The sequence below is a fragment of the Nocardioides sp. CFH 31398 genome (assembly GCF_022436705.1).
Lineage (GTDB): Bacteria > Actinomycetota > Actinomycetes > Propionibacteriales > Nocardioidaceae > Nocardioides.
Genome location: NZ_JAKUHT010000016.1, coordinates 1 through 25,389, shown reverse-complemented (window position 1 = coordinate 25,389; position 25,389 = coordinate 1). Strand labels below are relative to the sequence as shown.

General features: G+C 74.5%; 28 protein-coding genes. 10 read left to right on the top strand and 18 right to left on the bottom strand.

What is annotated here, in order from left to right; genetic code table 11:
- The first annotated feature begins 1 nt into the window (after window position 1).
- Complete coding sequence (locus tag MJ876_RS14360) at window positions 2–904, top strand: oxygenase MpaB family protein (RefSeq protein ID WP_240237217.1); 903 nt, start codon at window positions 2–4, stop codon at window positions 902–904.
- Window positions 901–1,512: a hypothetical protein gene (locus tag MJ876_RS14355; protein ID WP_240237215.1), complete on the top strand. Its 612-nt coding sequence runs from the start codon at window positions 901–903 to the stop codon at window positions 1,510–1,512. Before MJ876_RS14360 ends, MJ876_RS14355 begins: the two co-directional genes overlap by 4 nt.
- Here MJ876_RS14355 and MJ876_RS14350 read toward each other — a convergent pair.
- Both MJ876_RS14350 and MJ876_RS14345 read right to left on the bottom strand, forming a co-directional pair.
- On the bottom strand, window positions 1,496–2,431 hold the full coding sequence (locus tag MJ876_RS14350; protein ID WP_240237213.1) for an LD-carboxypeptidase: 936 nt from the start codon (window positions 2,429–2,431) through the stop codon (window positions 1,496–1,498). The two genes, MJ876_RS14355 and MJ876_RS14350, sit on opposite strands and share 17 nt — an antisense overlap.
- Window positions 2,428–3,141, bottom strand: a complete 714-nt coding sequence (locus tag MJ876_RS14345) for a copper homeostasis protein CutC (RefSeq protein WP_240237211.1) — start codon at window positions 3,139–3,141, stop codon at window positions 2,428–2,430. Before MJ876_RS14345 ends, MJ876_RS14350 begins: the two co-directional genes overlap by 4 nt.
- A 72-nt stretch (window positions 3,142–3,213) precedes the next feature.
- On the opposite strand from MJ876_RS14345, the gene MJ876_RS14340 reads away from it, so the two are divergent.
- The gene (locus tag MJ876_RS14340; RefSeq protein WP_240237209.1) at window positions 3,214–3,582 is read left to right on the top strand and encodes a hypothetical protein; all 369 of its coding nucleotides are present in this window, start codon (window positions 3,214–3,216) and stop codon (window positions 3,580–3,582) included.
- A 15-nt stretch (window positions 3,583–3,597) separates the two neighbouring features.
- Here the strand turns inward: MJ876_RS14340 and MJ876_RS14335 are convergent, their stop codons facing one another.
- Window positions 3,598–4,395 (bottom strand): GntR family transcriptional regulator, encoded by a 798-nt coding sequence (locus MJ876_RS14335; protein ID WP_240237207.1) that lies wholly within the window; start codon window positions 4,393–4,395, stop codon window positions 3,598–3,600.
- 128 nt (window positions 4,396–4,523) lie between these two features.
- On the opposite strand from MJ876_RS14335, the gene MJ876_RS14330 reads away from it, so the two are divergent.
- On the top strand, window positions 4,524–5,129 hold the full coding sequence (locus tag MJ876_RS14330) for an alpha-ketoglutarate-dependent dioxygenase AlkB (RefSeq protein WP_240237206.1): 606 nt from the start codon (window positions 4,524–4,526) through the stop codon (window positions 5,127–5,129).
- A 118-nt stretch (window positions 5,130–5,247) separates the two neighbouring features.
- Here MJ876_RS14330 and MJ876_RS14325 read toward each other — a convergent pair whose 3' ends face one another.
- From MJ876_RS14325 to MJ876_RS14275, 11 genes are all read right to left on the bottom strand, one after another.
- Window positions 5,248–6,030 carry an SRPBCC family protein gene (locus MJ876_RS14325; RefSeq protein ID WP_240237205.1) on the bottom strand — a complete coding sequence of 261 codons (783 nt, stop codon included), beginning with the start codon at window positions 6,028–6,030 and terminating at the stop codon, window positions 5,248–5,250.
- A 4-nt stretch (window positions 6,031–6,034) separates the two neighbouring features.
- Complete coding sequence (locus MJ876_RS14320; protein WP_240237204.1) at window positions 6,035–6,889, bottom strand: xanthine dehydrogenase family protein subunit M; 855 nt, start codon at window positions 6,887–6,889, stop codon at window positions 6,035–6,037.
- Complete coding sequence (locus tag MJ876_RS14315; protein ID WP_240237203.1) at window positions 6,886–9,357, bottom strand: xanthine dehydrogenase family protein molybdopterin-binding subunit; 2,472 nt, start codon at window positions 9,355–9,357, stop codon at window positions 6,886–6,888. The genes MJ876_RS14320 and MJ876_RS14315 overlap by 4 nt, the downstream gene beginning before the upstream one ends.
- Entirely contained in the window at window positions 9,354–9,830 is a 477-nt protein-coding gene (locus tag MJ876_RS14310; RefSeq protein WP_240237202.1) for a (2Fe-2S)-binding protein, read from the bottom strand. Before MJ876_RS14310 ends, MJ876_RS14315 begins: the two co-directional genes overlap by 4 nt.
- Window positions 9,831–10,062: 232 nt before the next feature.
- Window positions 10,063–11,262, bottom strand: a complete 1,200-nt coding sequence (locus MJ876_RS14305) for a transcriptional regulator (RefSeq protein ID WP_240237201.1) — start codon at window positions 11,260–11,262, stop codon at window positions 10,063–10,065.
- A 138-nt stretch (window positions 11,263–11,400) separates the two neighbouring features.
- A complete protein-coding gene (locus MJ876_RS14300) occupies window positions 11,401–12,546 on the bottom strand; it encodes an XdhC/CoxI family protein (RefSeq protein WP_240237200.1) in 1,146 nt (381 codons plus the stop codon).
- The gene (locus MJ876_RS14295; RefSeq protein ID WP_240237198.1) at window positions 12,539–13,717 is read right to left on the bottom strand and encodes a VWA domain-containing protein; all 1,179 of its coding nucleotides are present in this window, start codon (window positions 13,715–13,717) and stop codon (window positions 12,539–12,541) included. The genes MJ876_RS14300 and MJ876_RS14295 overlap by 8 nt, the downstream gene beginning before the upstream one ends.
- On the bottom strand, window positions 13,714–14,613 hold the full coding sequence (locus MJ876_RS14290) for a MoxR family ATPase (RefSeq protein WP_240237196.1): 900 nt from the start codon (window positions 14,611–14,613) through the stop codon (window positions 13,714–13,716). Before MJ876_RS14290 ends, MJ876_RS14295 begins: the two co-directional genes overlap by 4 nt.
- A 10-nt stretch (window positions 14,614–14,623) precedes the next feature.
- On the bottom strand, window positions 14,624–15,229 hold the full coding sequence (locus MJ876_RS14285; RefSeq protein WP_240237194.1) for an NTP transferase domain-containing protein: 606 nt from the start codon (window positions 15,227–15,229) through the stop codon (window positions 14,624–14,626).
- Window positions 15,226–15,702 (bottom strand): MOSC domain-containing protein, encoded by a 477-nt coding sequence (locus MJ876_RS14280; protein WP_240237192.1) that lies wholly within the window; start codon window positions 15,700–15,702, stop codon window positions 15,226–15,228. The genes MJ876_RS14285 and MJ876_RS14280 overlap by 4 nt, the downstream gene beginning before the upstream one ends.
- Entirely contained in the window at window positions 15,699–16,802 is a 1,104-nt protein-coding gene (locus MJ876_RS14275; protein WP_240237190.1) for a S9 family peptidase, read from the bottom strand. Before MJ876_RS14275 ends, MJ876_RS14280 begins: the two co-directional genes overlap by 4 nt.
- Window positions 16,803–16,841: 39 nt before the next feature.
- Here MJ876_RS14275 and MJ876_RS22295 point away from each other — a divergent pair, with 39 nt between their 5' ends.
- Both MJ876_RS22295 and MJ876_RS14265 read left to right on the top strand, forming a co-directional pair.
- Window positions 16,842–17,591 carry a class I SAM-dependent methyltransferase gene (locus tag MJ876_RS22295; protein ID WP_240237188.1) on the top strand — a complete coding sequence of 250 codons (750 nt, stop codon included), beginning with the start codon at window positions 16,842–16,844 and terminating at the stop codon, window positions 17,589–17,591.
- Window positions 17,588–17,974 carry a DUF2256 and DUF3253 domain-containing protein gene (locus MJ876_RS14265; RefSeq protein ID WP_240237186.1) on the top strand — a complete coding sequence of 129 codons (387 nt, stop codon included), beginning with the start codon at window positions 17,588–17,590 and terminating at the stop codon, window positions 17,972–17,974. Before MJ876_RS22295 ends, MJ876_RS14265 begins: the two co-directional genes overlap by 4 nt.
- A gap of 12 nt (window positions 17,975–17,986) precedes the next feature.
- Here the strand turns inward: MJ876_RS14265 and MJ876_RS14260 are convergent, their stop codons facing one another.
- Complete coding sequence (locus tag MJ876_RS14260) at window positions 17,987–18,583, bottom strand: TetR family transcriptional regulator (RefSeq protein ID WP_240237184.1); 597 nt, start codon at window positions 18,581–18,583, stop codon at window positions 17,987–17,989.
- Between the two features lie 85 nt (window positions 18,584–18,668).
- Between MJ876_RS14260 and MJ876_RS14255 the strand changes: the two genes are divergently transcribed.
- The 3 genes from MJ876_RS14255 to MJ876_RS14245 all read left to right on the top strand — a co-directional run bounded on the left by MJ876_RS14255 (window position 18,669) and on the right by MJ876_RS14245 (window position 21,631).
- Window positions 18,669–19,952 (top strand): cytochrome P450, encoded by a 1,284-nt coding sequence (locus tag MJ876_RS14255; protein WP_240237182.1) that lies wholly within the window; start codon window positions 18,669–18,671, stop codon window positions 19,950–19,952.
- 16 nt (window positions 19,953–19,968) lie between these two features.
- Window positions 19,969–20,160, top strand: coding sequence for a ferredoxin (locus MJ876_RS14250; protein ID WP_240237181.1), 192 nt, complete (start codon window positions 19,969–19,971; stop codon window positions 20,158–20,160).
- Between the two features lie 76 nt (window positions 20,161–20,236).
- Window positions 20,237–21,631, top strand: a complete 1,395-nt coding sequence (locus MJ876_RS14245; protein WP_240237180.1) for a tannase/feruloyl esterase family alpha/beta hydrolase — start codon at window positions 20,237–20,239, stop codon at window positions 21,629–21,631.
- Here the strand turns inward: MJ876_RS14245 and MJ876_RS14240 are convergent.
- Entirely contained in the window at window positions 21,617–22,543 is a 927-nt protein-coding gene (locus MJ876_RS14240; protein ID WP_240237179.1) for an aminoglycoside phosphotransferase family protein, read from the bottom strand. The two genes, MJ876_RS14245 and MJ876_RS14240, sit on opposite strands and share 15 nt — an antisense overlap.
- Window positions 22,540–23,394 (bottom strand): phosphotransferase family protein, encoded by an 855-nt coding sequence (locus tag MJ876_RS14235; protein ID WP_240237177.1) that lies wholly within the window; start codon window positions 23,392–23,394, stop codon window positions 22,540–22,542. The genes MJ876_RS14240 and MJ876_RS14235 overlap by 4 nt, the downstream gene beginning before the upstream one ends.
- Window positions 23,395–23,433: 39 nt before the next feature.
- Between MJ876_RS14235 and MJ876_RS14230 the strand changes: the two genes are divergently transcribed.
- Entirely contained in the window at window positions 23,434–24,279 is an 846-nt protein-coding gene (locus MJ876_RS14230) for a MerR family transcriptional regulator (protein ID WP_240237175.1), read from the top strand.
- 68 nt (window positions 24,280–24,347) lie between these two features.
- On the opposite strand, the gene MJ876_RS14225 is transcribed toward MJ876_RS14230, so the two are convergent.
- Window positions 24,348–25,389 (bottom strand): hypothetical protein (locus tag MJ876_RS14225; protein ID WP_240237173.1); only part of this gene is annotated, 1,042 nt, incomplete at its 5' end.

Below are 25,389 nucleotides of genomic sequence, written 5' to 3'. Positions count from 1 at the left end.
CATGGACGCCGTGCGCGACCGACTCGGTCAGATGATCTTCGCGCGCGTCGCCGGACCCGACGGTCCGCGGCAGCGCGAACGCATCCACGACACCCCGGGGCCCCGGTGGTTCGAGCCCGACAGCCCCATCGCCCGCGTGCACAGCGACGCCGCCATGTTCATCGGCGGCATCCGGGCGGTCCTGCTGCAGACCATGCACCCCGTCGCCATGACGGCGGTCGCCGAGAACTCCGGCTTCCGGGTCGACATGTGGGGCCGCCTGGCGCGCACCAGCCAGTTCCTCGCCGTCACCACGTTCGGCCCGGCGCAGTACGCCGAGCAGGCCGTCACGGCCGTCCGCAGCATCCACGACCGGGTGCGCGGCACGATGCCCGACGGCACGCCGTACGCCGCCTCCGACCCGCACCTGCTCGCCTGGGTGCACGCCGCCGAGGCGGACAGCTTCCTGCGCTCCCACACCGTCTACGGCGACGACGAGCTGACGCAGGACGAGCGCGACACCTACGTCGCCCAGGTCGGGGAGGTCAGCGCCCGCCTCGGCGTCCTCGACCCGCCTCGGACGGAGGCCGAGCTCGCGCAGGTGCTCCGCGACTTCCGCCCCGAGCTGCGGGGCACCCGCCACGCCCGGGAGGCCGTGCGCCACCTCGTGCTGCACCCCGACCTGCCGCTGCCGGCCCGGGCGCCGTACGGCGTGCTCATGGCGGCCGGCATCGGCCTGATGCCGTGGTGGACGCGGCTCCCGCTGCGCCTGCCGCTGCTGCCGGGCGTCGAGCAGACCGCCGTCCGCGCCGCCGGCGAGGCCGCCACCCGCACGATCCGCTGGGCGATGAGCCCGCGCGACGTCGGGACGACGGCAGGGGCGGTGCCCGACGGCGAGGCGGCCCCGCACGCCGCCGGGTCGTGAGCGACCCCGCCCCGCGCTGGCCCCTGCCGGGCGCCCTCGGCCTGCGCGACGCCCTGCTGGCGGCCTACGGCGACCCCGGCCGGCGCTACCACGACCTGCGCCACCTCGGCGAGGTGCTGGACCGGCTGACGGAGCTGTCCGCGGTCGGGGAGCGGTTCGACCCGGTCACGGTGTCCCTGGCCGCCTGGTTCCACGACGGGGTCCACGAGCGCGGTGACGACGACGAGGTCCGGTCCGCCGACTGGGCCAAGCAGGCGCTCGTCGACCTCGGGGAGGACGGGCCCGGGCCGGGCGTCGCCGCCGAGGTCGCCCGGCTCGTGCTGCTGACCGTCGACCATCGCGCCGACGACGGCGACCGCGACGGTGCGGCGCTGTGCGACGCCGACCTGGCGATCCTCGCGTCGGGGCACCGCCGCTACCGCGAGTACGCCGCCGACGTGCGCGCCGAGTGGTCGCACGTCTCTGACGACGACTTCGCCCGCGGCCGGTCCGCCGTCCTCGGCGACCTGCTCGACCGCCCGGTGCTCTTCGCGACCTCGCACGGTCGGCGCTACTGGGAGCGCCCCGCCCGCGCCAACCTCGCGGCCGAGCTCAGCGCCCTGGCCTGAGCGGCGCCAGCGGCTCCAGGACCTGCAGGGTGCCGGCGTCGCCGTCGAGGTGGACGACGGCACCGATCGGCACCGACCGGCTGTCGGCCTCGTGGCCCAGCGGCAGGTCGGTGACCACCGGGACGCCCAGGGCCCGCAGCCGCAGCACGAGCACGTCCCGGGCCACCGTGGCGTCGCCGCAGTCCGTCAGCTGGCCGACGGCCACGCCGAGGCAGCGGTCCAGCCACCCGGAGCGGGCGAGCTGCGTGACGGCGCGGTCGAGACGGTAGGGCGCCTCCCCGACGTCCTCGAGGAGCACGACGCGGCCGGCGGCGGGCTGCACCCCCGGGGTGCCGGCGCCTGCGGCGAGCACGGTGAGGTTGCCGCCCACCAGCGGCCCCGTGGCGACCCCGCCGACCGCGGGGCGACCGGCCAGGACCGGGGGCGTCCCGCCGAGCAGCAGCGCGCGCTGGTCCTCGGCCGCGTCGGGGTGCAGGCCGGGCAGCGACGCGATCCCGGCCGCGTGCAGCCCGCCGAGGCCGAGGCGCGCGCCGACGGCCTGGTGCAGCGCCGTCACGTCGGAGTAGCCGACGAGCAGGCGAGGACCGTGGCGTTCGGCCGCCGCGGCCATCGCGGGCCAGTCGAGGAGGTCGACGACGCGGTGGCACCCGACGCCGCCGCGCAGGGTCCAGACGGCGGCCATGTCCGGGTCGCACCAGGCCTGCGTGACGGCCTGCGCCCGGGCGGCGTCGGGGCCGGCCAGCCACGTGGTCTCCGCGGGGCCGAGGTCGACCGCGGGACGGACCCGCAGCCCCCAGGAGGTCAGCAGCGCCGTGCCCTCCGCGACGCGGGCGAGGCCGGCGGGGCCCGCGGGGGCGACGGCGGCCACGAGGTCCCCGGGGCGCAGCGCGGGCGGGGGCGTCGGCGCCGCCGCCGTCACCGGACCCGGGCGCCGAGGTCGTCGAGCAGGAGGCGCAGGGAGCGGACGAGGCCCCCGTCGACGTACGCGCGGGCCGAGCGGCCCGGGCGGGCCTCGTCCCCGAGGTGGAACTGGCGGACACCCGCCCGCAGCAGCCACGGCACCTGCTCGGCGCGCAGGTCGCCACCGGGCATGAGGAGGGCGGCGACCGCCTCGTCGGCGCGGGCGGCGTCGAGGAGGTCCTCGAACCCCGCCCCGAGACCGCGGGGCGACCCGGCCGACCAGATCGCGCTCAGGCGGGGAAGCCCCACGAGCCGGCGCAGGGAGCGGCGCATGTCGAGGGTGGCGTCGACGGCGCGGTGGAAGGTCCACGGCACGGCGGGCAGGCGCGCCAGGAGGTGGGCGCAGACGTCGAGGTCGACCTCGAGGTCGGGGTCGAGGAACCCGAGCGCGAGGCCCTCGGCGCCGCGGTCGACGTACTCGGTGCCGAGCCCGACCAGCCGGGCGGCCTCCCCGCCCGTCGTCGTCCAGCCGTCGTTGAGGCGCAGCACCACCCGGACGGGCAGCTCGTCGGCCGCCCGGCACACGGCGGTGACGGTCGCGGGCTCGGGCGAGAGCCCGCCGTCCCCGGCCAGCAGGAGGCGGTCCGCCCCGCCCTCGAGGGCACCGGCCACGTCGCGCTCGTGGCGCACGGCCACCTCGAGCAGCGGCTCCGGTGGTGTCTCGTGCACGGCGCGAGCCTAGGTCGCCGCGGGCGTCCGCGCGGGCTGCCACGCGGTTGGGTCGGGCGTCATGATGGTCGGGTGGACGACGCGATGCTGGAGTCGCGCGCACGGGTGCTGGCGGACCTGGAGGCGCGGCGGATGGCCGACCCCTACGCCGTGTCCGCGCTCGAGGACGCCGTGGCCTCGCGCCGCTGGTGGGTGGAGCAGTGGCCCGAGGGCGCGCAGTACGTCGCGGGTCTGGTGGCGCAGGACGTGCAGGACGTCCTGCTCGACACCGTGGGTCGCTGGCCGCTCTGCCAGGGCTGCGACGAGGCGCCGGCGCACCCCCTGCACATCAGCCCGGAACTGGGTGGTCCCGACCCGGTGTGGGTGTGCGAGGAGTCGGGTTCCGTGGTGGCCCGCCTGGGCGACCTGAGCCGCTCGGCCGACCGGGGCGGGCCGGTCTAGGCGGAGCGGGTCGGCTCAGCCGGCCAGGTCGGTCTGACGCGACCAGAACGTGTAGCGGTCCGCGCGGAACATGATGCGGGTCGCGACGACCGGGCGGCCGGCGACGGTGCCGCGGCGAGCGAGCCGCAGGACCGGGGCGGCCCGCGAGATCCCGAGCTGCCGGGCCTCGGCGGGGCTGGCCAGGTCGGCCGCCACGGAGTCCTCCGAGGACACCGGACGCAGGCCGCGGTCGCCGAGCGCGTCGAACAGGCTCGTCGGCGGGCGGGCGGGGTCGAAGTCGGGCAGCGAGGTCGCCGCGAACCACGAGTCCTCGATGGCGATCGGGCGCCCGTCGGCGAGGCGCAGGCGACGCCAGTGCCACACCAGGTCGGAGGTGGTGAGCCCGAGGGCGCGGGCCACGCCGGGGCTGGCGGGCGCCTGCTGGGCGTGCAGCGTCTGCGAGTCGGCGACCATCCCCCGGCCCGCCATCTCGTCGGCGAAGCCGCGGAGGCCCTCGCCGGAGCCGCGTCGCTCGGCCACAAAGGTCCCCCGGCCGGGGACCCGGTCCAGGAGACCCTCGGCCACCAGGGTGTCAAGGGCCTGGCGCACCGTCATCCGGGCCACGCCGAAGCGGGTCACCAGGTGGCGCTCGGACGGCATCGGCGAACCGGGGGCGAGCCCCTCGGCGAGGCTACGGACGTACTCGCGGACCCGCACGTGCTTGCACGCGGCGGACTCCGCCTCCTCCGTGCGAACGGCGTCCTGGGGGGCGGCGACGGCGGTCACCGGCGTCTCGGCGAGCCGCGGGAGACGCTCGGGGAGGAGGGACGTCATAGCGGCAATGTAAGTCGGCCGTTCACCGAATACTCAGACCTTGCGAGTCTCTTGCGGCTATCTCAGGACTTGAGGAAACGGCCCGTTCGGGACGAACAGGTGTTCGAACCAGGTGCTAGGCTCGCGGTGTGGACTTCCAGGGCTCGCTCTTCGCCGAGGCGCCCCCCTCGCGGACCCCGGCAGAGCGCCGCACGCTCTCCGCGGGCGCCTGGGTGGACGTCGCCCGGTCGTGGCTGGAGGACCCCGACGACGTCTTCGCGACGCTCGTCCACGACGTCCCGTGGCGCGCCGAGCGGCGGGCGATGTACGACCGCGTGGTCGACGTCCCGCGGCTGCTGCACACCTACGGCGAGGGCGAGCCCCTCCCCCACCCGGCCCTCACCGCGGCCAGGGACGCGCTCGACGCGGCGTACGCCGACGAGCTGGGCGAGCGGTTCGTGACGGCGGGCTGCTGCTTCTACCGCGACGGGCGCGACTCCGTCGCCTGGCACGGCGACACCTTCGGTCGCGGCGCCACGAACGACACGATGGTCGCCATCGTGAGCGTCGGCGACCCGCGTCGGCTCGCGCTGCGCCCCCGCGGCGGTGGGCCGTCGACGTCCGTCGAGATGGGCCACGGCGACCTGCTCGTCATGGGCGGCTCCTGCCAGCGCACTTGGGAGCACGCCGTCCCCAAGGCCGCCCACGCGGGCCCGCGCATCTCCGTCCAGTTCCGCCCGCGCGGGGTGTTCTGAGGCGGGTCGCCGCCCCGGGCCGGCACGGACCGCTGGTCGAGCGCGTACCTCGCTCTCCGGACGCACGACGGCCCGCCACCGCGGGGAGCGGGGGCGGGCCGTCGTACGAGCGGTGGAGCTACCTGCGGCGGATCAGCCAGATGATCAGCGCGAGGACGCCGAGGCCGCCGGCGAGCTGGGGTCCGTAGGACTTCAGCAGCACCGGGAGGACGGTGGCGCCCAGGTCGAGCGCCTCGTCCTCGTCGGCACGGTGCGAGCCGCCCGACGAGCCCGTCGACGCCGTCGGGACCGCACGCGGGCCCGCGGCGACGCGGTCCTGCGTGTCCGCCCCGGCCCGGGCGTCGGCCGCCGGAGCCGCCGGCGCCGCGGCGGCAGCCGACGTGGCGTCCGCACCCGAGGCGTCCGCTCCGACCTCAGTGGCCGCGGCAGCGGCCGGGGCCGCGGCGGGCTCCGGGGTGGCGGTGAACTTGCCCTCCAGGCACTCGACGAACTTGCCGAGCAGCTTGTCGGATACGTCCTGCATCACGCCGCGGCCGAACTGCGCCGGCTTGCCGGTGATCTGCAGGTCGGTCACCACGTTCACCACCGTGGCGTCGGGACCGGACTCGGCGAGCGTGGCCACGACGTCCGCACCAGCGGTGCCGTTGCCGCGCTTGTCCTTGCCCTTGGCCGCGATGACCATCTTGTGGGTGGCCTCGTCCTTCTCCGTGAACGTGCCCGTCCCGGAGTAGACCAGCGCGATCGGTCCGAGCTTCACCTTCACCGTGCCCTGGAAGGTGTCCCCCTCGACGGAGGTCACCTGGGCACCCGGGAAGCAGGCCCCCACGGACTCGATGTCGTCCAGGACCCGCCAGGTCTCGTCGATCCCGGCGGGCACGGTGAACTCGTGTGTCAGCTGCACCCGATCACGCCCCGGCGGCGGCGAGGACGGCCCGCCGGGTGAGGACGCCGGCCAGGTGACGCCGGTAGTCGGCGTCGCCGTTGAGGTCGGCGGGCGGGTTGGTGCCCTCGGTGGCGTGGGCGGCCGCGGCGGCCACCGCCTCCTCGGTCGCCGGCTGCCCCACGAGCGCCCGCTCGACCGCGTGGGCGCGGATCGGCGTGTTGCCCATGTTGGTCAGCCCGACGCGCGCCTCGGCGATCGTGCCGCCCTCGGAGCGCACGGCCGCCGCCACGGCGACGATCGACCACTGGTGGGCGACGCGCACGAACTTCTCGTAGTGCGAGCCCCAGCCGGTGTGCTTCGGGACGCGGATCTCGGTGAGGATCTCGTCCTCGCCGATGGCGGTCTCGAAGAGGTCGACGAAGAACTCCTGCGCGTCCACCGTCCGGGTGCCGTTCGCGCCCTGGATGACGAACTGCGAGCCCAGCGCCACGGCCGGGGCGCCCAGGTCGCCCGCGGGGTCGGCGTGCGCCAGGGCGCCGCCGAAGGTGCCGCGGTGACGGATCTGGGCGTCCGCGAGGTCGTGGATCGCCTTCGCCAGGAGCTCGGCGTGCTCGTTGACCAGCGGGTCGGAGCCCACGACCGAGTGCGGCGTCATCGCGCCGATCACGATCGCGTCGCCGTCGTCCCGCACGCCCCGCAGGGAGTCGATGCGACCGAGGTCGATCACCACCTCCGGCGCGTTGAGGCGCAGCCGGAGCACCGGCAGCAGCGACTGGCCGCCGGCCAGGATCTTGGCGTCGTCCCCGTGCTCGGCCAGGGCGGCGAGCGCCTCCTCGACCGACGTGGGAGCGAGGTAGTCGAACTGTGCGGGGATCATGCGCCCGCTCCTTCCGTGCTGTCGGTGCCGGGCTCGTCGGGGTCGAAGTGCGGCATGGCCGCACCCTCGGTGGCGGGGCCGCCGTCGCCGGCCCCCTGGATGGCCTTCCACACCCGCTCGGGCGTGCAGGGCATCTGGATGTCGTTCACTCCCAGGTGGCGCACCGCGTCCACGATCGAGCCGACCACGGCCGGCGTGGAGGCGATCGTGCCGGCCTCGCCCACGCCCTTGGTGCCGAGCGTGTTGGTGATCGACGGGGTGGTCGTGTGCTCGATGTCGAAGCTGATGGTGTCGGCCGACGTCGGCAGCAGGTAGTCCACGAACGAGCCGGACACCAGCGTGCCGGCCTCGTCGTACACCGCCTCCTCCCACAGCGCCTGCGCGATGCCCTGCACCAGGCCGCCGTGCACCTGGCCGGAGACGATCAGCGGGTTGATGACGTTGCCGATGTCGTCGACGCAGACGTACTTCCGCATCTTCACGGCACCGGTCTCGGTGTCGACCTCCATGGCGCACAGGTGCGTGCCGTGGGGGTAGTTGAAGTTGACGGGGTCGTACGTCGCCTCGGAGTCGAGCGACGGCTCCATGCCCTCGGGGTAGTTGTGGGCGGCGAACACGGCCGCGGCGATCTCACCGATCGCGAGGCCCTGGTCGGTGCCCTTGACCGAGAAGCGACCGGCCGAGAACTCGATGTCGTCGACGCTGGCCTCGAGCAGGTGGGCCGCGACGGGCTTGGCCTTCTCGATGACCTTGTCGGTCGCCTTCACCAGCGCCTCGCCGCCGACCACGAGGGAGCGGGAGCCGTAGGTGTCGAGGCCCTTGTGGGCGATCTGCGTGTCGCCGTGCAGGACCTCGACGTCCTCGAAGGCGACGCCGAGGCGGTCGGCGACGATCTGGCTGAACGCCGTCTCGTGGCCCTGGCCGTGCGCGGAGGCGCCGGTCACGACCTCGACCTTGCCGGTGGCCAGCATGCGCACGCTCGCGTGCTCCCAGCCGCCCGCGCCGTAGTTGAGCTGGCCGAGCACCCGCGAGGGGGCCAGGCCGCACATCTCGGTGAAGGTCGAGATGCCGATGCCGAGCTGGACGCGGTCACCGGCGTCGCGGCGCTGCTTCTGCTCGGCCCGCAGCTCGTCGTACCCGAACATCTCGAGGGCCTTGGCGGTCGCGGCCTCGTAGTTGCCGGTGTCGTACTCGAGGCCCGCCACCGTGGTGAACGGGAACTCCTCGTGCTTGATCCAGTTCTTCTCGCGCAGCTCGATCGGGTCCATGTCGAGCTCGGCGGCGAGCTCGCTCATCATCCGCTCGATGCCGTACGTCGCCTCCGGCCGGCCGGCGCCGCGGTAGGCGTCCGTCCAGGTCTTGTTGGTGAAGACGGTCTGGCAGTTGAACTGGTACGCCGGGAACTTGTAGATCGCGTTGAACATGAACGCGCCGAGCACCGGGACGCCGCCGCCCACGAGGGAGACGTAGGAGCCGAGGTCGGCGAGCAGCTCGACCTTGAGGCCGGTGACGGTGCCGTCCTTCTCGGCCGACAGGGTCAGCTTCTGCCACTGGTCGCGACCGTGGTGGGCGGCGACCAGGGACTCCGAGCGGGTCTCGGTGTACTTGATCGACTTCCCGAGCTTGTTGGCCAGGCAGAACGTCAGCCACTCCTCGGGGGTGGTCTGCAGCTTGCCGCCGAACCCGCCGCCCACGTCGGGGGCGATGACGCGGATCTTCGACTCCGGCACCCCGGTGGTCGCGGCGAGCGCGAACCGCAGGATGTGCGGGATCTGGGTGGCGGACCACATGGTGATCTGCTCGCCGGTCGGGTCGACCACGGTCGAGCGGGGCTCCATGAAGGCCGGGATGAGGCGCTGCTGGCGGTACTCCCGCTCGATGACGACGCCGTCGGTGCGGGCCTTCTCGATGGCCGCGTCGACGTTGCCGCCGGTGCCGGCCTCCTCCGAGTCGAACTTCCAGAACGCGGACTTGTTGGTGCCGAGCTCCGGGTGGGCGAGGACCTCGTCGGCCGCGGCCTTCTTGAGGTCGAGGACGGCGGGCAGCTCCTCGTACTCCACGTCGACCAGCTCGGCGGCGTCGCGCGCCTCGCGCTGGGTGCGGGCGACGACGACGGCGACGATCTCGCCGGCGAAGGTCACCCGGTCGCCCGGCATCGGCAGGTGGGTGGGGGCCTTCTGGTCCTCGGTGATGGCCCACGCGTTGATCAGCACGCCCTGGCTCTCGCCGAGGTCGGCGGCGGTGTAGACGCCCACGACGTTCGTGGAGGCCTTCGCCTGCTCGGTGTCGATCGAGGTGATCTTGGCGTGCGCGAAGGGGCTGCGCACCATCGCGAGGTGCAGCATGCCCGGCAGGGTGATGTTGTCGGTCCAGCGGGTGCGACCGGTGATCAGCCGCTGGTCCTCCTTGCGGCGACGGTCGCGCCCGATCTCCGGCTGGACGTCGGGACGGTCCTCGAGCTGGGTCACGCGTTCACTCCTTCACTCTGCCCGGCCGCCTGCTGCACGGCCTTGACGATGTTGTGGTAGCCGGTGCACCGGCACAGGTTGCCCTCGAGACCCTCACGGATCTCCGACTCCGACGGCTTCGGGTTCTCCTGCAGGAGCGCGACGCTCTGCATGATCATCCCGGGGGTGCAGTAGCCGCACTGGAGGCCGTGGCAGTCGCGGAAGGCCTCCTGGACGGGGTGCAGCTCACCGTCCTTCGCGAGCCCCTCGATGGTGGTCACCTCGGCGCCGTCGGCCTGGACGGCGAGCACGTTGCAGGACTTCACGGACGTGCCGTTCATGTGCACGGTGCAGGCCCCGCAGTTGGAGGTGTCGCACCCCACGACCGTGCCGGTCTTGCCGAGCTGCTCGCGCAGGTACTGCACGAGAAGCGTGCGGGGTTCGACGTCGTCGGCCACCTTCGCGCCGTCGACCATCATCGTGATCTTGGTCATTCGCACCGCTCCATCCGCTGTGACGTGGGTTACCACTCGGCAACCTAGGTGGGCGACGTTGGCGGAAGGTTGGAGGCGGTCGGAGGCTGCTCCGGCGGGTGTACGACGACGATCGGAGCCGCGGGAGGAGGCTTCGCGCGCGGTGCCGCGACCGGCCCGGGGACGTCGTCGTGGGGACGTGTGAGCGACGTCGCCCCGGCCTCGGCGGTGCGAGCAGGTGGTCCGAGGACCGTCAGCGGTCGCGGGCCGCGGCGAGCCGGCCCTTGAGCAGCGGCACGGCTGGGTGGGCCGACCCACCCTCGCGGCCGACCACGGCGAGGCAGTGCTCCACCACCTCGGCGTCGTACGGCGCGCGCTCGGCGTAGCGCAGGACGGCGTCCGGGTCGGGACTGGCGAGGAGCGCCTCGCGGACGGCCACGGCGACGTACTCGGCGAGCTCCGAGAGCGCCGGGGAGTTCGTGCCGGGCAGCAGGTCGCCGCCGTACGCGTCGACGGCCTCGGCCACCCGGCCGCGGCGGAGCAGTGCGAGGACGTGGTCGACGTCGGTGCTCACCGGCATCAGCAGCTTGTAGGGCCGCGAGGCGAGCTGACCCCCGACGGCCGAGCGAAGGTGGGAGACCTCCGCCTTGAGGGTGGAGAAGGTGACGCCCTGGTCGCCGTAGACGAGGGCGTGGAGCTGCTCGAGGCTCAGCCCCTCGGGGTGCAGCGCGAGCAGGGCGAGGATCTCGGTCTGGCGGCGGTTCAGCAGCAGGCGCTGCCCGTCGAGGCGGACCTCGGCGGTGCCGAGCAGCGTCATGACCAGGCCGGGGTCGTCGGTCTCGTCCGGCAGCGTCGGGTGGTGGGCGGACGCCGGGATCGCGGTCTCGATCAGGCGCGCCATCACCCGGGCGGTGGCCTGGCCGATGGGGTGGGTGCGGTCCCAGGTCGTCGACAGGTCGATGACGCCGAGGTGGCGGCCGGTCGCGGGGTCGTGCACCGGCGCGGCCCAGCAGACCCAGTTGTGGACGAGCGGGGCGTAGTGCTCGGCGCTGAACACCATCGCCGGCTCGAGCAGGCGGTTGGCGAGGTCGAGGGCGTTGGTGCCGACGGACTGATCGTCCCAGCGCCCACCGGCCACGAAGTTCACGGTCTCGGCCTTGCGCCGCATCACGCGCCCGCCGTACGTCCACAGCACGCGGGTCGCCGGGTCGGTCACGGCCAGCACGAGGTCGCCGTCCTCGGCGGTGCGGCGCAGCTCGGCCTCGACCCGCTCGACGGCGACCTGGAGCGGGGAGTCCTTCCACAGCGAGGTCGTCTCGGACTCGTCGGCCAGGGGCGCCTCGTCGATGTCCAGGCTGACCCGCTTCGACCGCTCCCAGCTGCCCAGGATCTCCGGCCGGACGACGGGCTCCGCGGCGTCCCCGTGCTCCACGAAGCGGGACCACGCGCTCACGGTCGCGAGCCGACGCTGAGCGAGGTCCGAGGTCACTGACAGCCTCCAGGCAATGGGAACGTGACGGGGCTCACGGTACCTGCCGTTCCTTAGTGACTCCACAGGCTCGGGCCGCTGCTGAGACGAGGCCCGGGCCGGCTACCTCGCGGCGTCGGCGTGGATGCGGCCGTCGGTGGCCGCGAGGCGGCGGCCGGAGCCGCCCCAGCGCGAGGCGATGACCTCGGCGGCGATGGAGATGGCGGTCTCCTCCGGGGTGCGGGCGCCGAGGTCGAGGCCGATGGGCGACGAGAGCCGGGCGATGGCCTCGTCGTCCAGGCCCTTCTCGCGGAGGCGCTCGAGCCGGTCGTCGTGCGTACGACGCGAACCCATCGCCCCGACGTAGGCGACCTCGGGCAGCGTGAGCGCGACCTCGAGCAGCGGGACGTCGAACTTCGGGTCGTGGGTGAGCACGGTGACGACGGTGCGGGCGTCGATGCGGCCGGCCTCGACCTCGGCGGTGAGGTAGCGGTGGGGCCAGTCGACGACGACGTCGTCGGCCTCGGGGAAGCGGGTCGCGGTGGCGAAGACGGGACGGGCGTCGCAGACCGTCACGTGGTAGCCCAGGAACGACCCGACCCGGGCGACGGCGGCGGCGAAGTCGATGGCGCCGAACACGAGCATCCGCGGCTTCGGGGCGAGCGCCCACACGAAGACCCGCATGCCCTCGCCGCGTCGCTCGCCGTCCGGGCCGTAGCCGAGGACCTCGCTGCGGCCCTGCGCGAGCAGGCCGAGGGCGTCGTCGCGGACGGCGTCGTCCGCCCGCTCGCTGCCGAACGAGCCCTCGACGGACAGCTCCTCGCCGGGGCCGCCGGGGCGCAGGAACATCCGTCGGCCGAGCAGCGCCGGGTCGGGGTGCTCCACGACCGTCGCGACGGCGACCGGGCGTCCTGCGGCGACGTCGGCGGCGACCCGGCCGAGCTCGGGGAACGTCTGTTGCGAGACCTTCTCGACGTACACGTCGAGGATCCCGCCGCACGTCAGGCCGACGGCGAAGGCGTCGTCGTCGGAGACGCCGTAGCGCTGCAGGACGGGCTCGCCGGAGGTGGTGACCTCCTGCGCCAGCTCGTACACCGCACCCTCGACGCACCCGCCGGAGACCGAGCCCACGGCGGAGCCGTCGGGGCCGACCAGCATCGACGCGCCCGGGGGCCTCGGCGCCGACTGGAAGGTCGCCACCACGGTGCCGACGCCGATCTCCTCGCCGGCGTCCCACCACTCCATCAGCTCGTCCAGCACCTCACGCACGGGCGACCACCTCCACCAGCTCCGCGTACGTCGCCAGCGAGTGGCCGGCGAGGAAGTCGTCCACGTGCGGCAGGACCGCCTGGACGCCACGCTGCACCGGCTCGTAGCCGGCCTTGCCGCGGTGTGGGTTCACCCACACCACGCGGTGGGCGTAACGGGCGAGGCGCACGACCTGTTCCTCCAGGACGTCGACCTCGCCGCGCTCCCACCCGTCGCTGCAGATCACGACGACGGCCCCCCGGGCCAGCCCGGCGGCGCCCCACCGGTCGGTGAAGGCCTGCAGCGACTCCCCCAGCCGGGTCCCGCCGGACCAGTCGGGGACGACGTCGCCGGCCGCCTCGATCGCCTTGGCGGCGTCCCGGTGGCTCGCCAGGGCGCGGGTGATCCGGGTCAGCCGGGTGCCGACCGTGAACGCCTCCACGCCGTACGCCGCGCCCGGCGGCGTCACGCCGACGTAGCGGTGGGCGAGGCGGAGCAGCGCGTCGGCGTACCCGCTCATCGACCCGGACACGTCGAGCAGCAGGACGACGCGACGCGGCCGGGTCGAGCGGCGGCGCCACGCGATCCGGCCAGGCTCCCCCATCCGGCGCAGCGACTCGCGCAGCGTGCGGGAGGCGTCGACCTGGCCGCGGTGCCACGCCCGGTGCCGCGCCGTACGACGGCGCGGGACGCGGCAGGGCAGCGACGCGAACATGGCCTCGAGCCGCGCCCGCTCGGACGGCTCCAGGGTGGCGACGTCGCGGTGGCGCAGGATCTCCACCTCGCTCGCCGCCGCGCGGATGACGTCGTCGTCGCTCGCCTCGCCCTCCCCCGGCTCCGGCTCCTGCTCGGGCAGCTGGGTGAGCTGGGGGGTGTTGCTGGCGGCGCGGTCCCGCTGGCGGGGCAGCTCGCCGCGCGGGTCGAACCAGGCCTCGAAGACCTCGTCGTGGCGCTCGAGGTCGTCCGGCCCGGCGCACAGGGTCGCCCGTCCGGCGAGGCGGACGCCCTCACGGTCGCCGGCGTCGAGCAGCGAGGCGGCCCGCAGGTAGCCGTGCGCGCGGTCGGCCGTGACGCCGACCCCGGAGGCGCGCAGCGCGCGGGTGAACGCGAGCAGCACCTCGTCGCCGGGGTGGTGGATCTCGAGCACCTGGCCGTCGCGGTCGACCAGGTGGTCCGGGCCGGGGGTGCTCACGCCGCGAGCATCCGGTCCAGGGCCATCTGCACGCGGTTCATGTCCTCGCGGTACTTCACCAGCGCGCCGACGGTCTGCGAGGCGACCTCGAGGTCGAGCTCGGTGGTGCCGAGCATCTGCAGCGCGCGCGCCCAGTCGAGGGTCTCGGCGACGCCGGGCGGCTTGAGCAGCCCGCCGCCCTGGCGCAGGCCCTGCACCGCCTGCACGACCTGGCGGGCGAGGGTCTCGGCGACCTCGGGCGCACGGGAGCGCACGATCTGCACCTCGCGCTCCAGGCCCGGGTGGTCGATCCAGTGGTAGAGGCAGCGGCGCTTGAGGGCGTCGTGGAGGTCGCGGGTGCGGTTCGAGGTGAGGATGACGACCGGCGGCTCGGCGGCGGTGACGGTGCCGAGCTCCGGGATGGTGACCTGGTAGGTCGACAGCACCTCGAGCAGGAACGCCTCGAACTCGTCGTCGGCGCGGTCGACCTCGTCGACGAGCAGGACGGCGGGGGCCTGCTGCAGCGCGGCCAGCACCGGGCGGGCGAGCAGGAACCGCTCGTCGTACAACCCCTCCTCGGCGGCCTGCGCGGAGGCGGCCCTCTCCCCGGTCGCCTCCAGGGCGCGGAGGTGGAGGATCTGGCGGGGGAAGTCCCAGTCGTAGAGGGCCTGCGTGGCGTCGATGCCCTCGTAGCACTGCAACCGGATGAGCGGCAGCTCCAGCGACGCGGCGATCGACTCGGCCAGCGACGTCTTGCCCGTGCCGGGCTCGCCCTCGAGCAGCAGCGGACGCTGCATCGCCAGCGCCAGCCAGGCGGTGGTCGCGAGCGAGGTGTCCCCGACGTACCCGGTGGCCTCGAGCCGCTCGTTGAGCTCGGAGACCGATGCGACCTGCGGTGCGACCTGCGCGTCTGCCATGGGCGTGACTCTAGGTCGGGGAGGTTCCCTCCTGGTTGGTGTCTCCTCTGCTGTCCGCGTGGGTGTCGACGCGGGTGTCGACGTCGAGGCCGCCGGCGAGGTCGCCGCACTCCACCTGCTCGACGTCACGGACGCGCAGGTAGTCGCGCGCCCCTCGGTCGCCGGACGCCGCCGCGCGGACGCCGTCCCAGTGGTCGCGGCCGAGCAGGACGGGGTGCCCCGCCTCCCCGTCGTACGACGCGCGGCGGAGCGTGTCCGGACCGTGTGGCTCCGCGAGCACCCGGGTGACGACGTCGGGGCCGACGTCGGGGAGGTCGACGAGGTGGACGAGCGCGGCGACGGCGTCCGTCGGCGCGAGCGCGGCCAGGCCGGCGGCCAGCGAGGCGCCCATGCCGCTGGCCCAGTCCTCGGCGACGACGACGGCGACCCCGTCGGGCACCCGCGCCCGGGCCTGGTCGGCGGCGGCACCGAGGACGACGGTCAGCGGCGTGCAGCCCCCGTCGCGCAGGACGCCGACGCTGCGCTCCAGCCAGTCGTCGACGAGCGCCTTGGGCCGGCCCATGCGACGTCCGGCGCCGGCGGCCAGCAGCAGGCCGGCCGTGCCCGGGACGCTCACGGGGCGACCCAGGTGACCGTGTCGCCGACGGCGATCTCGCCGCCGGACAGCACCCGGCAGATGGTGCCCGCGCGGCGGCGCAGGGCGTGCTGGGCGTCGGGGCCGATGGTGTCGTCGAGCAGCTTGCAGGGCGCGGCGACGCGGACCACCTCCAGCTCGACGGCGTCCTCGCCCTCGCCCACGGTGATGCGGGTCCCGGGAGCGGTGGGCACGACGCCGTCGGCGAGCGTGAGGTTGCGGCGGGTCAGCTCGCTGGCGATCGGGGCACCGTACGTCGCGGCCGCCTCGTCGAGCTGTGCGCGCGACTGCAGCGAGACGTGGCGGTGGCGGGTGCCGTGGTAGCGGTCGCCGACGATGCCCTTCTGCGTCTCGACCACGGCGCGCTCGACGTCCTTCGTCGGCAGCCGGCGGCCCTTGGCGAGGTGGATCGCGGTGAGGGTGGTGCTGACCTCGACCTCGAACAGTGCGCTCACGCGGCGCCCATCCGGGTGGTGAGGAACTCGTCGGTGCGCTCGATCATGGACTGCCACCCGGCGTAGAAGGTGTGGCCCTCGCCCGGGTAGGTCTCGAGCTGTGCGTCCGCGCCGGCCCGGACCAGCGCACGCTGGGTGGCGTCGGCCCACGGCGGCGGGCAGGTGTCGTCGACGTCGCCGTGGATGGCGAGCACCGGGTCGCTGACGCGGTCGAAGTAGGTCCGCGGCGACAGCTGCCGGTACGGCTCGGGGTTCCCCGACGGCGGACCGCCGAGCTCGTCGTACAGCTCCCGGGCCTGCTCGGGCCGTCCGGGCTCGGTGAACTGCTCGAGGTTGTCGACGTAGTCCGAGCTCACGCTGGCGTGCACGACGGCCGCGTCGACGAGGTCGGGTGCGACCACCAGCGCGCTGAGGGTGACCCCACCACCCATCGACCGGCCGACCATGCCGAGACGGTCGGCGTCGACGTACGGCTCGCGGGCCAGGGACCGGACGGCGGTGACGGCGTCGCGGGCGTAGCCGAGCCGGGACTCGCGGTCGAGGTCGGACGCCGGGTCGCCGCTCGCGTGGCCGCGGTAGTCGGTGTGGAGGACGGCGTAGCCGGCGCGGGCCAGGTAGTCCTGCTCGCGGGCCATGCCCTGGCCGGGGGCGTAAACCGACGGCTCGATGTAGCCGTGGTTAAGCACGACACCGGGGAACGGGCCCCGGCCGCGGGGGCGCAGGAGCACGCCCGAGACGGTCAGGTCCCGCGACTCGTAGGTGACGATCGCGCGGGTGTAGGCGTCGGTCTCCTCGATCACCTCGACCTGCCGCAGGCGGCTGCCGTCGAGCTCGCCGCGGGCCTCCTCCCGCATCACGGCCGGCAGCGAGACGGGGCTGTCGACGGGCGGGAGCGCGGGTTCCTCCGGCTCGGTGGGGGTCGGTGACGGGGACGTCGGACCGGTTCCGCGCGGCGTCGGCTGCGCGCTGCTCGACCCCGCCTGCGACCCGCCTCCGGGTCCGGTGTCGGGCCCGGTGTCGGGCTCCCCGGTGCAGCCGGTGACGACGAGGACCATCCCGGCGAGGGCGGCGAGGGGCGTCCGGGGCGTCGGCGTGCGCACGCCGCCAATCTAGGTGGGCGGACCAGGGAGACTGGAACGGTGAGCGACGACGACCTGCTCGCCGCCTGGCGGGCGGCCTGGGGCGGGGAGAGCCGCGGGTGGGACTTCTCCGACCTCGCCGGGCGGGTCGGGACCGCGTCGCCGCCGTGGTCGTACGACGACCTCGCCCGGGAGGCGCTGCGCGCGAGCAGGACGGCGGTCGACCTCGGCACGGGTGGCGGCGAGTGGCTGCTCGGCGTCCGCGACGCGTGGCCGGCCGAGCTGCACGCGACCGAGGGGTGGGCGCCGAACGTGCCCGTCGCGACGGCCGCGCTGGCGCCGTACGGCGTCACGGTCCGCACGTACGACGGCGAGGCCGGTGACCCGCTCCCGTACGGCGACGCGTCGCTCGACCTCGTGCTCGCGCGCCACGAGGCGTACGGCGAGGACGAGGTGCTCCGGGTCCTGCGGCCCGGCGGACGGCTGCTGACCCAGCAGGTCGACGGTCACGAGATGGACGACCTCGCCGGGTGGTTCGGCGGCGGCGCGCCGTACCCCGAGGTCACCCTGGCCGCGCTCCGGGGCCGCGCCCGGGCCGCCGGCCTGGTCGTCGACCGCGGCGAGGACTGGTCGGGACCGATCCGGTTCGCGGACGTCACGGCGATGCTGGGGTACCTCTCACGCATGCCGTGGCAGCTGCCGAAGGGCTTCACCGTCGACGCCCACGCGGACACCCTCCTCGCGCTCCACCGCGCCGGACCGGTGGTCGCGACCGTCCGTCGCTTCCTGCTCGACGCGAGGCGCCCGTGAGCACCCCGCCGGACAAGACCTGCGCCTCCTGCGGACGGCGCATCGAGTGGCGCAAGAAGTGGGAGCGCGACTGGGAGGACGTCCGCTACTGCTCCGCGGCCTGCCGCAGGCACGGCGTGACCGCGACCGACGAGGCGCTCGAGCGGACCATCCTCGAGCTGCTCGAGAAGCGGAGGGGCGGCGCCACGATCTGCCCGTCCGACGCCGCCCGGGCGGTGCACGACGGCGACGCCACCGACGAGGGGTGGCGCGACCTCATGGAGCCCGCCCGCCGCGCCGCCCGCCGGCTCGTGGCCGCGGGCGAGGTCGAGATCACCCAGAAGGGGTCCGTCGTCGACCCGAGCACGGCGAAGGGCGCGATCCGGATCCGGCGGACCCGGTAGCGGCGCGCGAGGTCAGGACGCCGCGGCCAGCCTGACCAGCATGGCCAGGTCCGCCGACGCCCGGGGGACGTCGTGCAGTGGCGAGACCGCGTGGCTGATCAGGAGCCGCACGGTGCTCTCGACGACCACCTCCGCCACCCGCGGCTCGAGGTCAGGGCCCTTGCGGCGCAACCAGTCGCCGAAGAGCTCGATGCCGTGGACGACGAGCGGCTCGCCGCGGCTGGTGACCAGCGGGAGCAGCCCGTGGTCCTCGTTCCTGCCGCCGAGCACGGACTGCAGCAGCGGGTTCACCGAGACCATCGTCAGCGCGAGCTCGGCCGCGGAGGCGACGGCCTCGCCGACGTCGGTGCTCGGGTGCGACTCGAGGCGCGCGGAGACGGCCTCGAAGAAGTCCTCCGTCTCGCGCAGGATCAGCGCCTGACCGAGGTCGTCCTTCGTCCCGAACTCCGCGTGCAGCGTCTGTCGGCTCGTGCCGATCTCCGACGCCACCTCGCCCATGCGCACCGCACCCCACCCGCGGTCCAGCACCCGTGCGCGGGCGGCGTCCAGGGCGAGGTCACGCATGGCCCGCCGGGTGTCGGACGCACCGATCCGTCCGTTGTCACTCATGGGGTCCAACACTGACACGAGGAACCCCAGCGATTCACCCGTCAACTTTCTTGACATTTTTGCACTTTTGTCAGAGCGTCGCGTCATGACCGCCACCGCGCTCGACCGCGACGACCGTCCTTACGACCCGGCCGACCTGTCGTCCGAGGCGTTCTGGTCCTCGACCGCGGCGGAGCGCGAGCGGACCTTCGCCACGTTGCGCGCGGAGCGCCCCGTCTCCTGGCACCGCCCGGTCGAGAACGGCCTGTTCACGGACCCGAACGACCAGGGCTTCTGGGCGGTCACCCGCTACGACCACGTCGTCGAGGTGACCCGGCGCCACGAGGACTTCTGCTCCGGGGAGGGCATCGTCTTCGAGTCCCTGCCCGCCGACGTCCTGGAGGCGGGGCAGGGTTTCATCGCCATGGACCCGCCCCGCCACACCCGGGTCCGCAAGCTGCTGACCGCGGCGTTCACGCCGCGCCAGATGGCGCGCATCACCGAGCGGATCGACGCCAACTCGCGCGCCGTCGTCGACGCGATCGCGAGCCGGGGCGCGGTCGACCTGGTGCCCGAGGTGTCGGCACCCATCCCGATGCACAACATCTGCGACATGGTCGGGGTGCCGCCGGAGCACCGCCGCACGGTCGCGCACGAGGCGCAGTTCGCCGGCGGCTGGCGCGACGAGCGCCTCCTCGCCGGCGCCGACCCGCTGCTGCGCCTGCTCGAGGCGGCCGAGGCGATGCGTGTGGTGGCCTCGGAGCTGATCGCCGAGCGTCGCACCGCCCCGACCGACGACCTCCTGTCGGCCCTCGCGACCGCGGAGGTCGACGGCGAGGCCCTCACCGACGCCGAGATCGTGTCGTTCTTCGGCCTGCTGATGGTCGCCGGCAACGACACCACCCGACAGTCCATCAGCCACGCGATCCTCGCGCTCACCGAGAACCCGGACCAGCGCGCCTGGCTCCTGGAGGACCTCGACGCCCGGCTGCCGGTCGCCGTCGAGGAGCTCGTGCGGTGGTCGACCCCGATCATGACGTTCCGGCGGACGGCGACCCGCGACTGCGAGCTGGGCGGCCGGCAGGTCACGGCCGGCGACAAGGTGGTCCTGTTCTACTCGTCCGCGAACTTCGACGCCGCCGCCTTCGACCACCCCGAGCGGCTCGACCTGTCCCGGCACCCCAACAAGCACCTGGCGTTCGGCGGCGGCGGCGTCCACCACTGCCTGGGCATCCAGCTGGCCCGCCGACAGCTCGCCTCGATCCTGCGCGAGCTGCTCACCCGCCTGCCGGACGTCCGGGCCGACGGCGAGCCGACGTACGGCAGCGGCAACTTCTTCCACGCCGTGCTGTCCCTGCCCGTGTGCTTCACTCCCGAGACCACGCCCTGACCGAGGAGGCCCACGGATGAGGATCAGGTTCGACGAGGACCGCTGCGCGTCCACCGGCATGTGCGAGTCGGTCGCCCCCGACGTGTTCTCCATCGGTGACGACGGGTGGCTGCACGTGCTCGACGAGAGCCCGGACGAGTCCCGGCGGGCCGAGATCGCCGAGGCGTGCGACGCCTGCCCCACCGGGGCGCTGACGCTGGAGGGCTGAGGACACACCCGGTGGCCGCGACGGTGTGCGCCCGCACCATTGCCGGGAGTGACGGTCGCCACGCAGGCTGCTGGCCATGCGCGCCACTCGGACCCTCCTGCTCCTCGCGTCGTCCGCCCTGACGGCCGGGCTCCTCACGGCTCCCGCCGAGGCAGCCCCCGCCACGGCGGCCGCGCCCGACCGCCACTGCGCGCGGGAGGGGCGGATCGACGTCCCCGGCGCCGAGGTGCAGGAGACGGCCTGCCTCGACGACTTGACCACGGCCGGGACCTCGCTCTCGGGCCACACCAACACCTCCGACTGGGAGGGCCTCCACGCCAGCGGCACCCCCAACCCCAGCGGCGTGCCGGGGATCCAGGTCGACGGCTACTTCCCCGACGGCTCGGCGACCAACACCAACAACGGGTGGAACCACGACTCGCAGTTCGTGCTGCGGGTGCCCGACGACTGGAACGGCGGCCTCGTCGTCTCCGGGGCACCCGGCGTGCGGCGGCAGTACGCCAACGACTTCGTGATCGGCGACCGCGTCCTCGCGCGCGGCTTCGCCTTCGCCTCCACCGACAAGGGCAACACCGGCACCGCGTTCTACGACGACGGCTCGCAGCCGGGTGGCTCGATCCGCGAGTGGCACCGCCGCGTCACCCAGCTCGCCCGCGCCGCGAAGGTCGCCGTCGAGCAGCGGTACGGCCGCCCGCCGGCCCACACCTACATGGCGGGCATCTCCAACGGCGGCTACCTCGTGCGGTGGCAGCTCGAGAACCGTCCCGGCCTCTACGACGGCGGGCTCGACTGGGAGGGCTCGCTCTTCCGTGCCGCCGGACCGAACCTGCTGACCTACCTGCCGACCGCCCTGCGGGAGTACCCGACGTACGCCGCGGGCGGCGAGGCCGGGGATCGCGCCGAGCGCCGTATGCTCCGCGCCGGCTTCGAGCCGGGCTCGCAGTTCCTCTGGGAGTACCACTACGGCGTCTACTGGGACCTCACCCAGCGGATCTACCGCGAGGAGCTCGACCCGTCGTACGACGGCGACCTGGAGGCGGGCGTTCCCTTCTGCCAGGCCGGGACGCCGGGCTGCGACGCCGACTACGACTACGCCGAGCGGCCGCGGGCCGTGAGGGACGCCGTGCGGTCGGTGCAGCTGACCGGGGAGATCAAGCGGCCGCTGCTCACCGTCCACGGCACCCTCGACACCCTGCTGCCGCCCGACACCGCCGGACGGGCCTACGAGAGGCTGGTCCGACGAGCCGGCGCGGGTCGCCTGCACCGCTCGTACGAGGTCGAGGACGGCACCCACGTCGACAGCCTGTACACGACCTACCCCGGCCGGCTCCGGCCCCTGCTCCCCTGCGCGACCCGGGCGTTCGACCGGATGGTCGCCTGGGTCGAGGACGACCGGACGCCGCCGGCCGGCGGGTTCGTGGAGCGCCCGCGCCGCGACGACCTGCGCACCGGGTGCTCACTGCAGGAGTAAGCGCGCCGAGTCGAGGAAGCGGCGACCCATGACCTCGGCGCCGAAGTCGAGCACGTACAGCCCCGTGCTGACACGCTCGAGGTAGCCCCACGCCGCGATCCGCTCGGCGTCCAGACCGGTCGCGGCGGCCAGCCGCCCGGCGTACGAGGCGATGAGCTGCCGCGGCCGGTCCGACCGCTCCACGCGCCCGAGCCACTCGCGCACGGCGATCCCCGCGTCGTACGCCGGGTCGGCCCACAGGCCGTCGGGGTCGACGAGCACCCACTCACCGCGCTCGGCCCCGCCGCGGCGCAGCGCGTTGGCGGGGTGCGGGTCGCCGTGCGCCCACACCCGGGCGGCGGGGTCGTCGGTCGCGGCCAGCCGGGACGCCGTCGCGAGCGCGGCGTCGAGGACGGCGTCGTCGCAGGCGCCGGGGTGCTTCCCGGCGAGTTCCTGGACGAGGCTCGCGAGGTCGTCGGCACGGCTCGCACCGGAGCGGGGCTCGCCGAGGTCGAGCGTCCAGGCCTCGAGCAGGGCGGCGGCGAGGGCGTCGAGCGTGCGCGGCGGCGACAGCATCGAGCGCTCCACGGACTCACCGAGCGCCTCGACCAGCAGCGCCGACCGGACGTCGTCGTGGGCGACGAGCCGCGCGTAGCCGCGACCGTCAGCGGCGCCCAGGACGGCCGCCTCCCGCGCGATCGCCGCGGTCTCGCCGGGCAGGCCGACCTTGACGACGACGTCCTCGCCGTCGCGGGTCGTCGCGCGCACGACGTACGACGCGGAGCCGCCGGGCAGCCCGCGGCCGAGCTCGAGGCCCCACGCGGCGGCGAGGTCGGCGAGCAGGTCCGGCAGGGCCGCCGTCCACTCCTCCCCCGCCGCTCCGAGTCCCGCGAGACGGGCACGGACGAGGGGTTGCAGGCGCGGCACGCTCACCCGAGGCGCCCCATGACCAGGCGCAGCCGGTCCTCGAGGCGCTCCCGCTGCCAGGGCTCGGGCAGGAAGATCGCGCGACCGGGCGGCGGGAGGAAGCCGACGACGTCCATCACGTCGTAGTAGGGCTGCGGCTCGGCGCCGGTCACGTCGACGTACGACGCCGAGAACGCCTCCGCCGCCCCCGGTCCGGCGTGCACGGCGAGGTTGGTGGCGCCGTGGGCCACGTCGAGCCACGCCGGGCCGGTCGACGTCTCCACCCAGTCGACGAGCCCGGTCACCCTGCCTCCGTCCCACAGCACGTTGCGGGGCTGGAAGTCGCGGTGCAGGAACGTCGGCTCGTACGCCGGCGGCGGGGTGCGCAGCAGGTCGAACGCCGCCTCCCAGAGCCCCGGGTCACGGCACCAGTCGCGGACGACGTACTTCTCCTCCCAGGCCCACGACTGGTAGGTCCGCACCTCGATGGTCGGGCGGACGGCGTGGACGCGCGCGAGCAACGCGGCCAGCGCCACCGGGTCCGCCCCGACGGGCTGCACCGTGCCGGGCAGGTGGGTCATGAGGTGGGCGGGGTTCCCGCACCCTCCGCCCTCGGCGTCGAGGGCGAGGGAGCGGGGGGCGGGGAGGTCGCCGCCGGCGAGCATCGTCTGCACCGCCGCCTCGCGGGTCACGAGCCCGGGCCCGTGGGTGCGCCACGGCTCCTCGGTCATCAACCGGAGCACCGCGTCCGGTCCGTCGGCGGGGGTCAGCTGCAGCATGGTCGAGGTCCAGCCGCCCTCGAGCCGCCGGACGTCGCGGACGGCACCGAGGTGCCGCTCCGCCCAGGCGACGGCGGGGGCGAGGTCGGGCTCGGGCACGCCACGCTCCTCCCGTCCGCGATGCTTGACCCTCACACGGTGTCAGACGGTCTCGTGGGGTTCGTCATGTTGAGCATTGGAGAGTTCGCCCGGCTGGCCGGGGTGTCCGTGAGGATGCTGCGGCACTACGACCAGCTCGGACTGCTGCGACCGCACCGGGTCGACCCCCACACCGGCTACCGCTCCTACTCCGCCACCCAGCTCGACCGCGCCAACCGGCTGGTCGCGCTGAAGGACCTGGGGTTCGGGCTGGAGCAGGTGGCCGAGCTGCTCGAGGCCGACGCCTCGGGCGAGCGGGTGGTCGACCTGCTGCGGCAGCGGCGGGACGAGCTGCGCACCCAGATCGCGACGGACCGCGGTCGCCTCGCGCACGTCGAGGCGCGACTCTCCACCGTCACGAAGGAGCACGCCATGAGCACCACCCTGCAGTTCACCGAGACCTCCCTGCCCGCCCTGCGCCTCGTCCAGCGCTCCGTGCACGTCACGGACATGGCCGCCATCGAGGCCGAGATGGGCATGATGTTCGGCGCCGTCGGCCACGCCCTCGAGGCGGCCGGCGCCACCCGGAACGGCCCCGGGGTCGCGCACTACACCGTCGAGTCCGGGCCGGACGGCGACGGCCTCCGCGCCGCGGCGGCCGAGCAGGTCGACGCCCCCGTCGACGGCCTCGAGCAGGTCGAGCTGACGGCGGTCGACCGCGCCCTCGCCACGACGTACGACGCCGGTGACCTCTCGGGCATCGCCGCCGCCTGGCAGGCGCTCGTCACGGAGGTCGAGCACCGCGGCCTCACGCCGTCCGGCACGTGCCGCGAGGTCTACCACTCCACGCCGTACGAGCCCGGCGGCACGCGCTGGGTCGTGGAGCTGCAGCAGCCGGTGGGCTGAGCCGGCACCGGATCGGAGTGGATCACTGTCCGCCAGCGACAGTGATCCACTCCGGTCGTCCCGGGACCTCACGGGCAACGCGGGCACGGGTGTGGCGAGCCGGTCCAGCCGTGCGTCTGCAGGAGACGCCCGATGCGCACGGCCGTCAGGCAGGCGCGGCCCAGCACCTGACCGTGACCCAGGCGGGCGGTGACGAGTCCGTCGACTGCGGCATCGAGGTCGCGGTCCAGGTCGCGGTCCCGGTCCTGGAGATGGGTGTGGTCGGCGCGGCCGTCGAGCTCGACGACGACACCGAATGCCCTGTAGAGGACGTCCCGGAAGACCGTCCCGCGCGCCGACGCGCGCACCTGTCGGTGGGCGCGTGGGAGGCCGTGGGCGCGCTCGACGTCGAGGAGGTAGGCACGTTCCAGGACCGAGCACGCGCCTTGTTCGAGGTCACCGAGCACCGACGCGAGGAAGGTACGGCGACGCTGCCTGCGCCTCCGGGCCATCGCAGCCGTGATCCGCGCGGGCGTGGTTCGTCTCGACGACACGACCTCTGCGAGCAGCGCGAAGGCTGCGGCGTCGTCCTCGGCGTCACCGGCGACGTCCAGCACTGCCTCCTCGAGGCGCTGGCGCGGCGGTGAGAGCAGCCACTGCGCGCGTTCGTCCAGGTCACGTGCCTGGACGACCCGCACGCCCTCGGGCTCGTCGACCTTGCGGCCGTGCCGGACCGCCACGTGGATCGGCCCTGCCTCCGGGACCTGACGGGACCGTGGCACCACCGCCCGGATCGCCGAGGGCCCTGCGAGCACGGAGGGCCACGCGTGGAGGACGGCCGCCCAGGCGCGTTGGCGCCAGGTGAGGGCGCCGGTGTGGTCGACGTACACGCCGGGGTGCACGGGAACCAGCAGCCGGTGCCGGAGCCAGCAGCGCAGCTCAGACTCTGTGCGTCCCTCCGCCAGCAGCTGCCGCCGCGACACCACGCCGTCCTGTCCCGCGGCGAGCGCAGCGACGGCAGCGGGCAGACGGGGCACCCACGCAGGGTCGCCTCCCCGGCCAGCCGCCGCCACCGGCTCTCCACAGGCCGTCACCGGAGTGGATCGCTGTCGCTGAGAGACAGCGATCCAC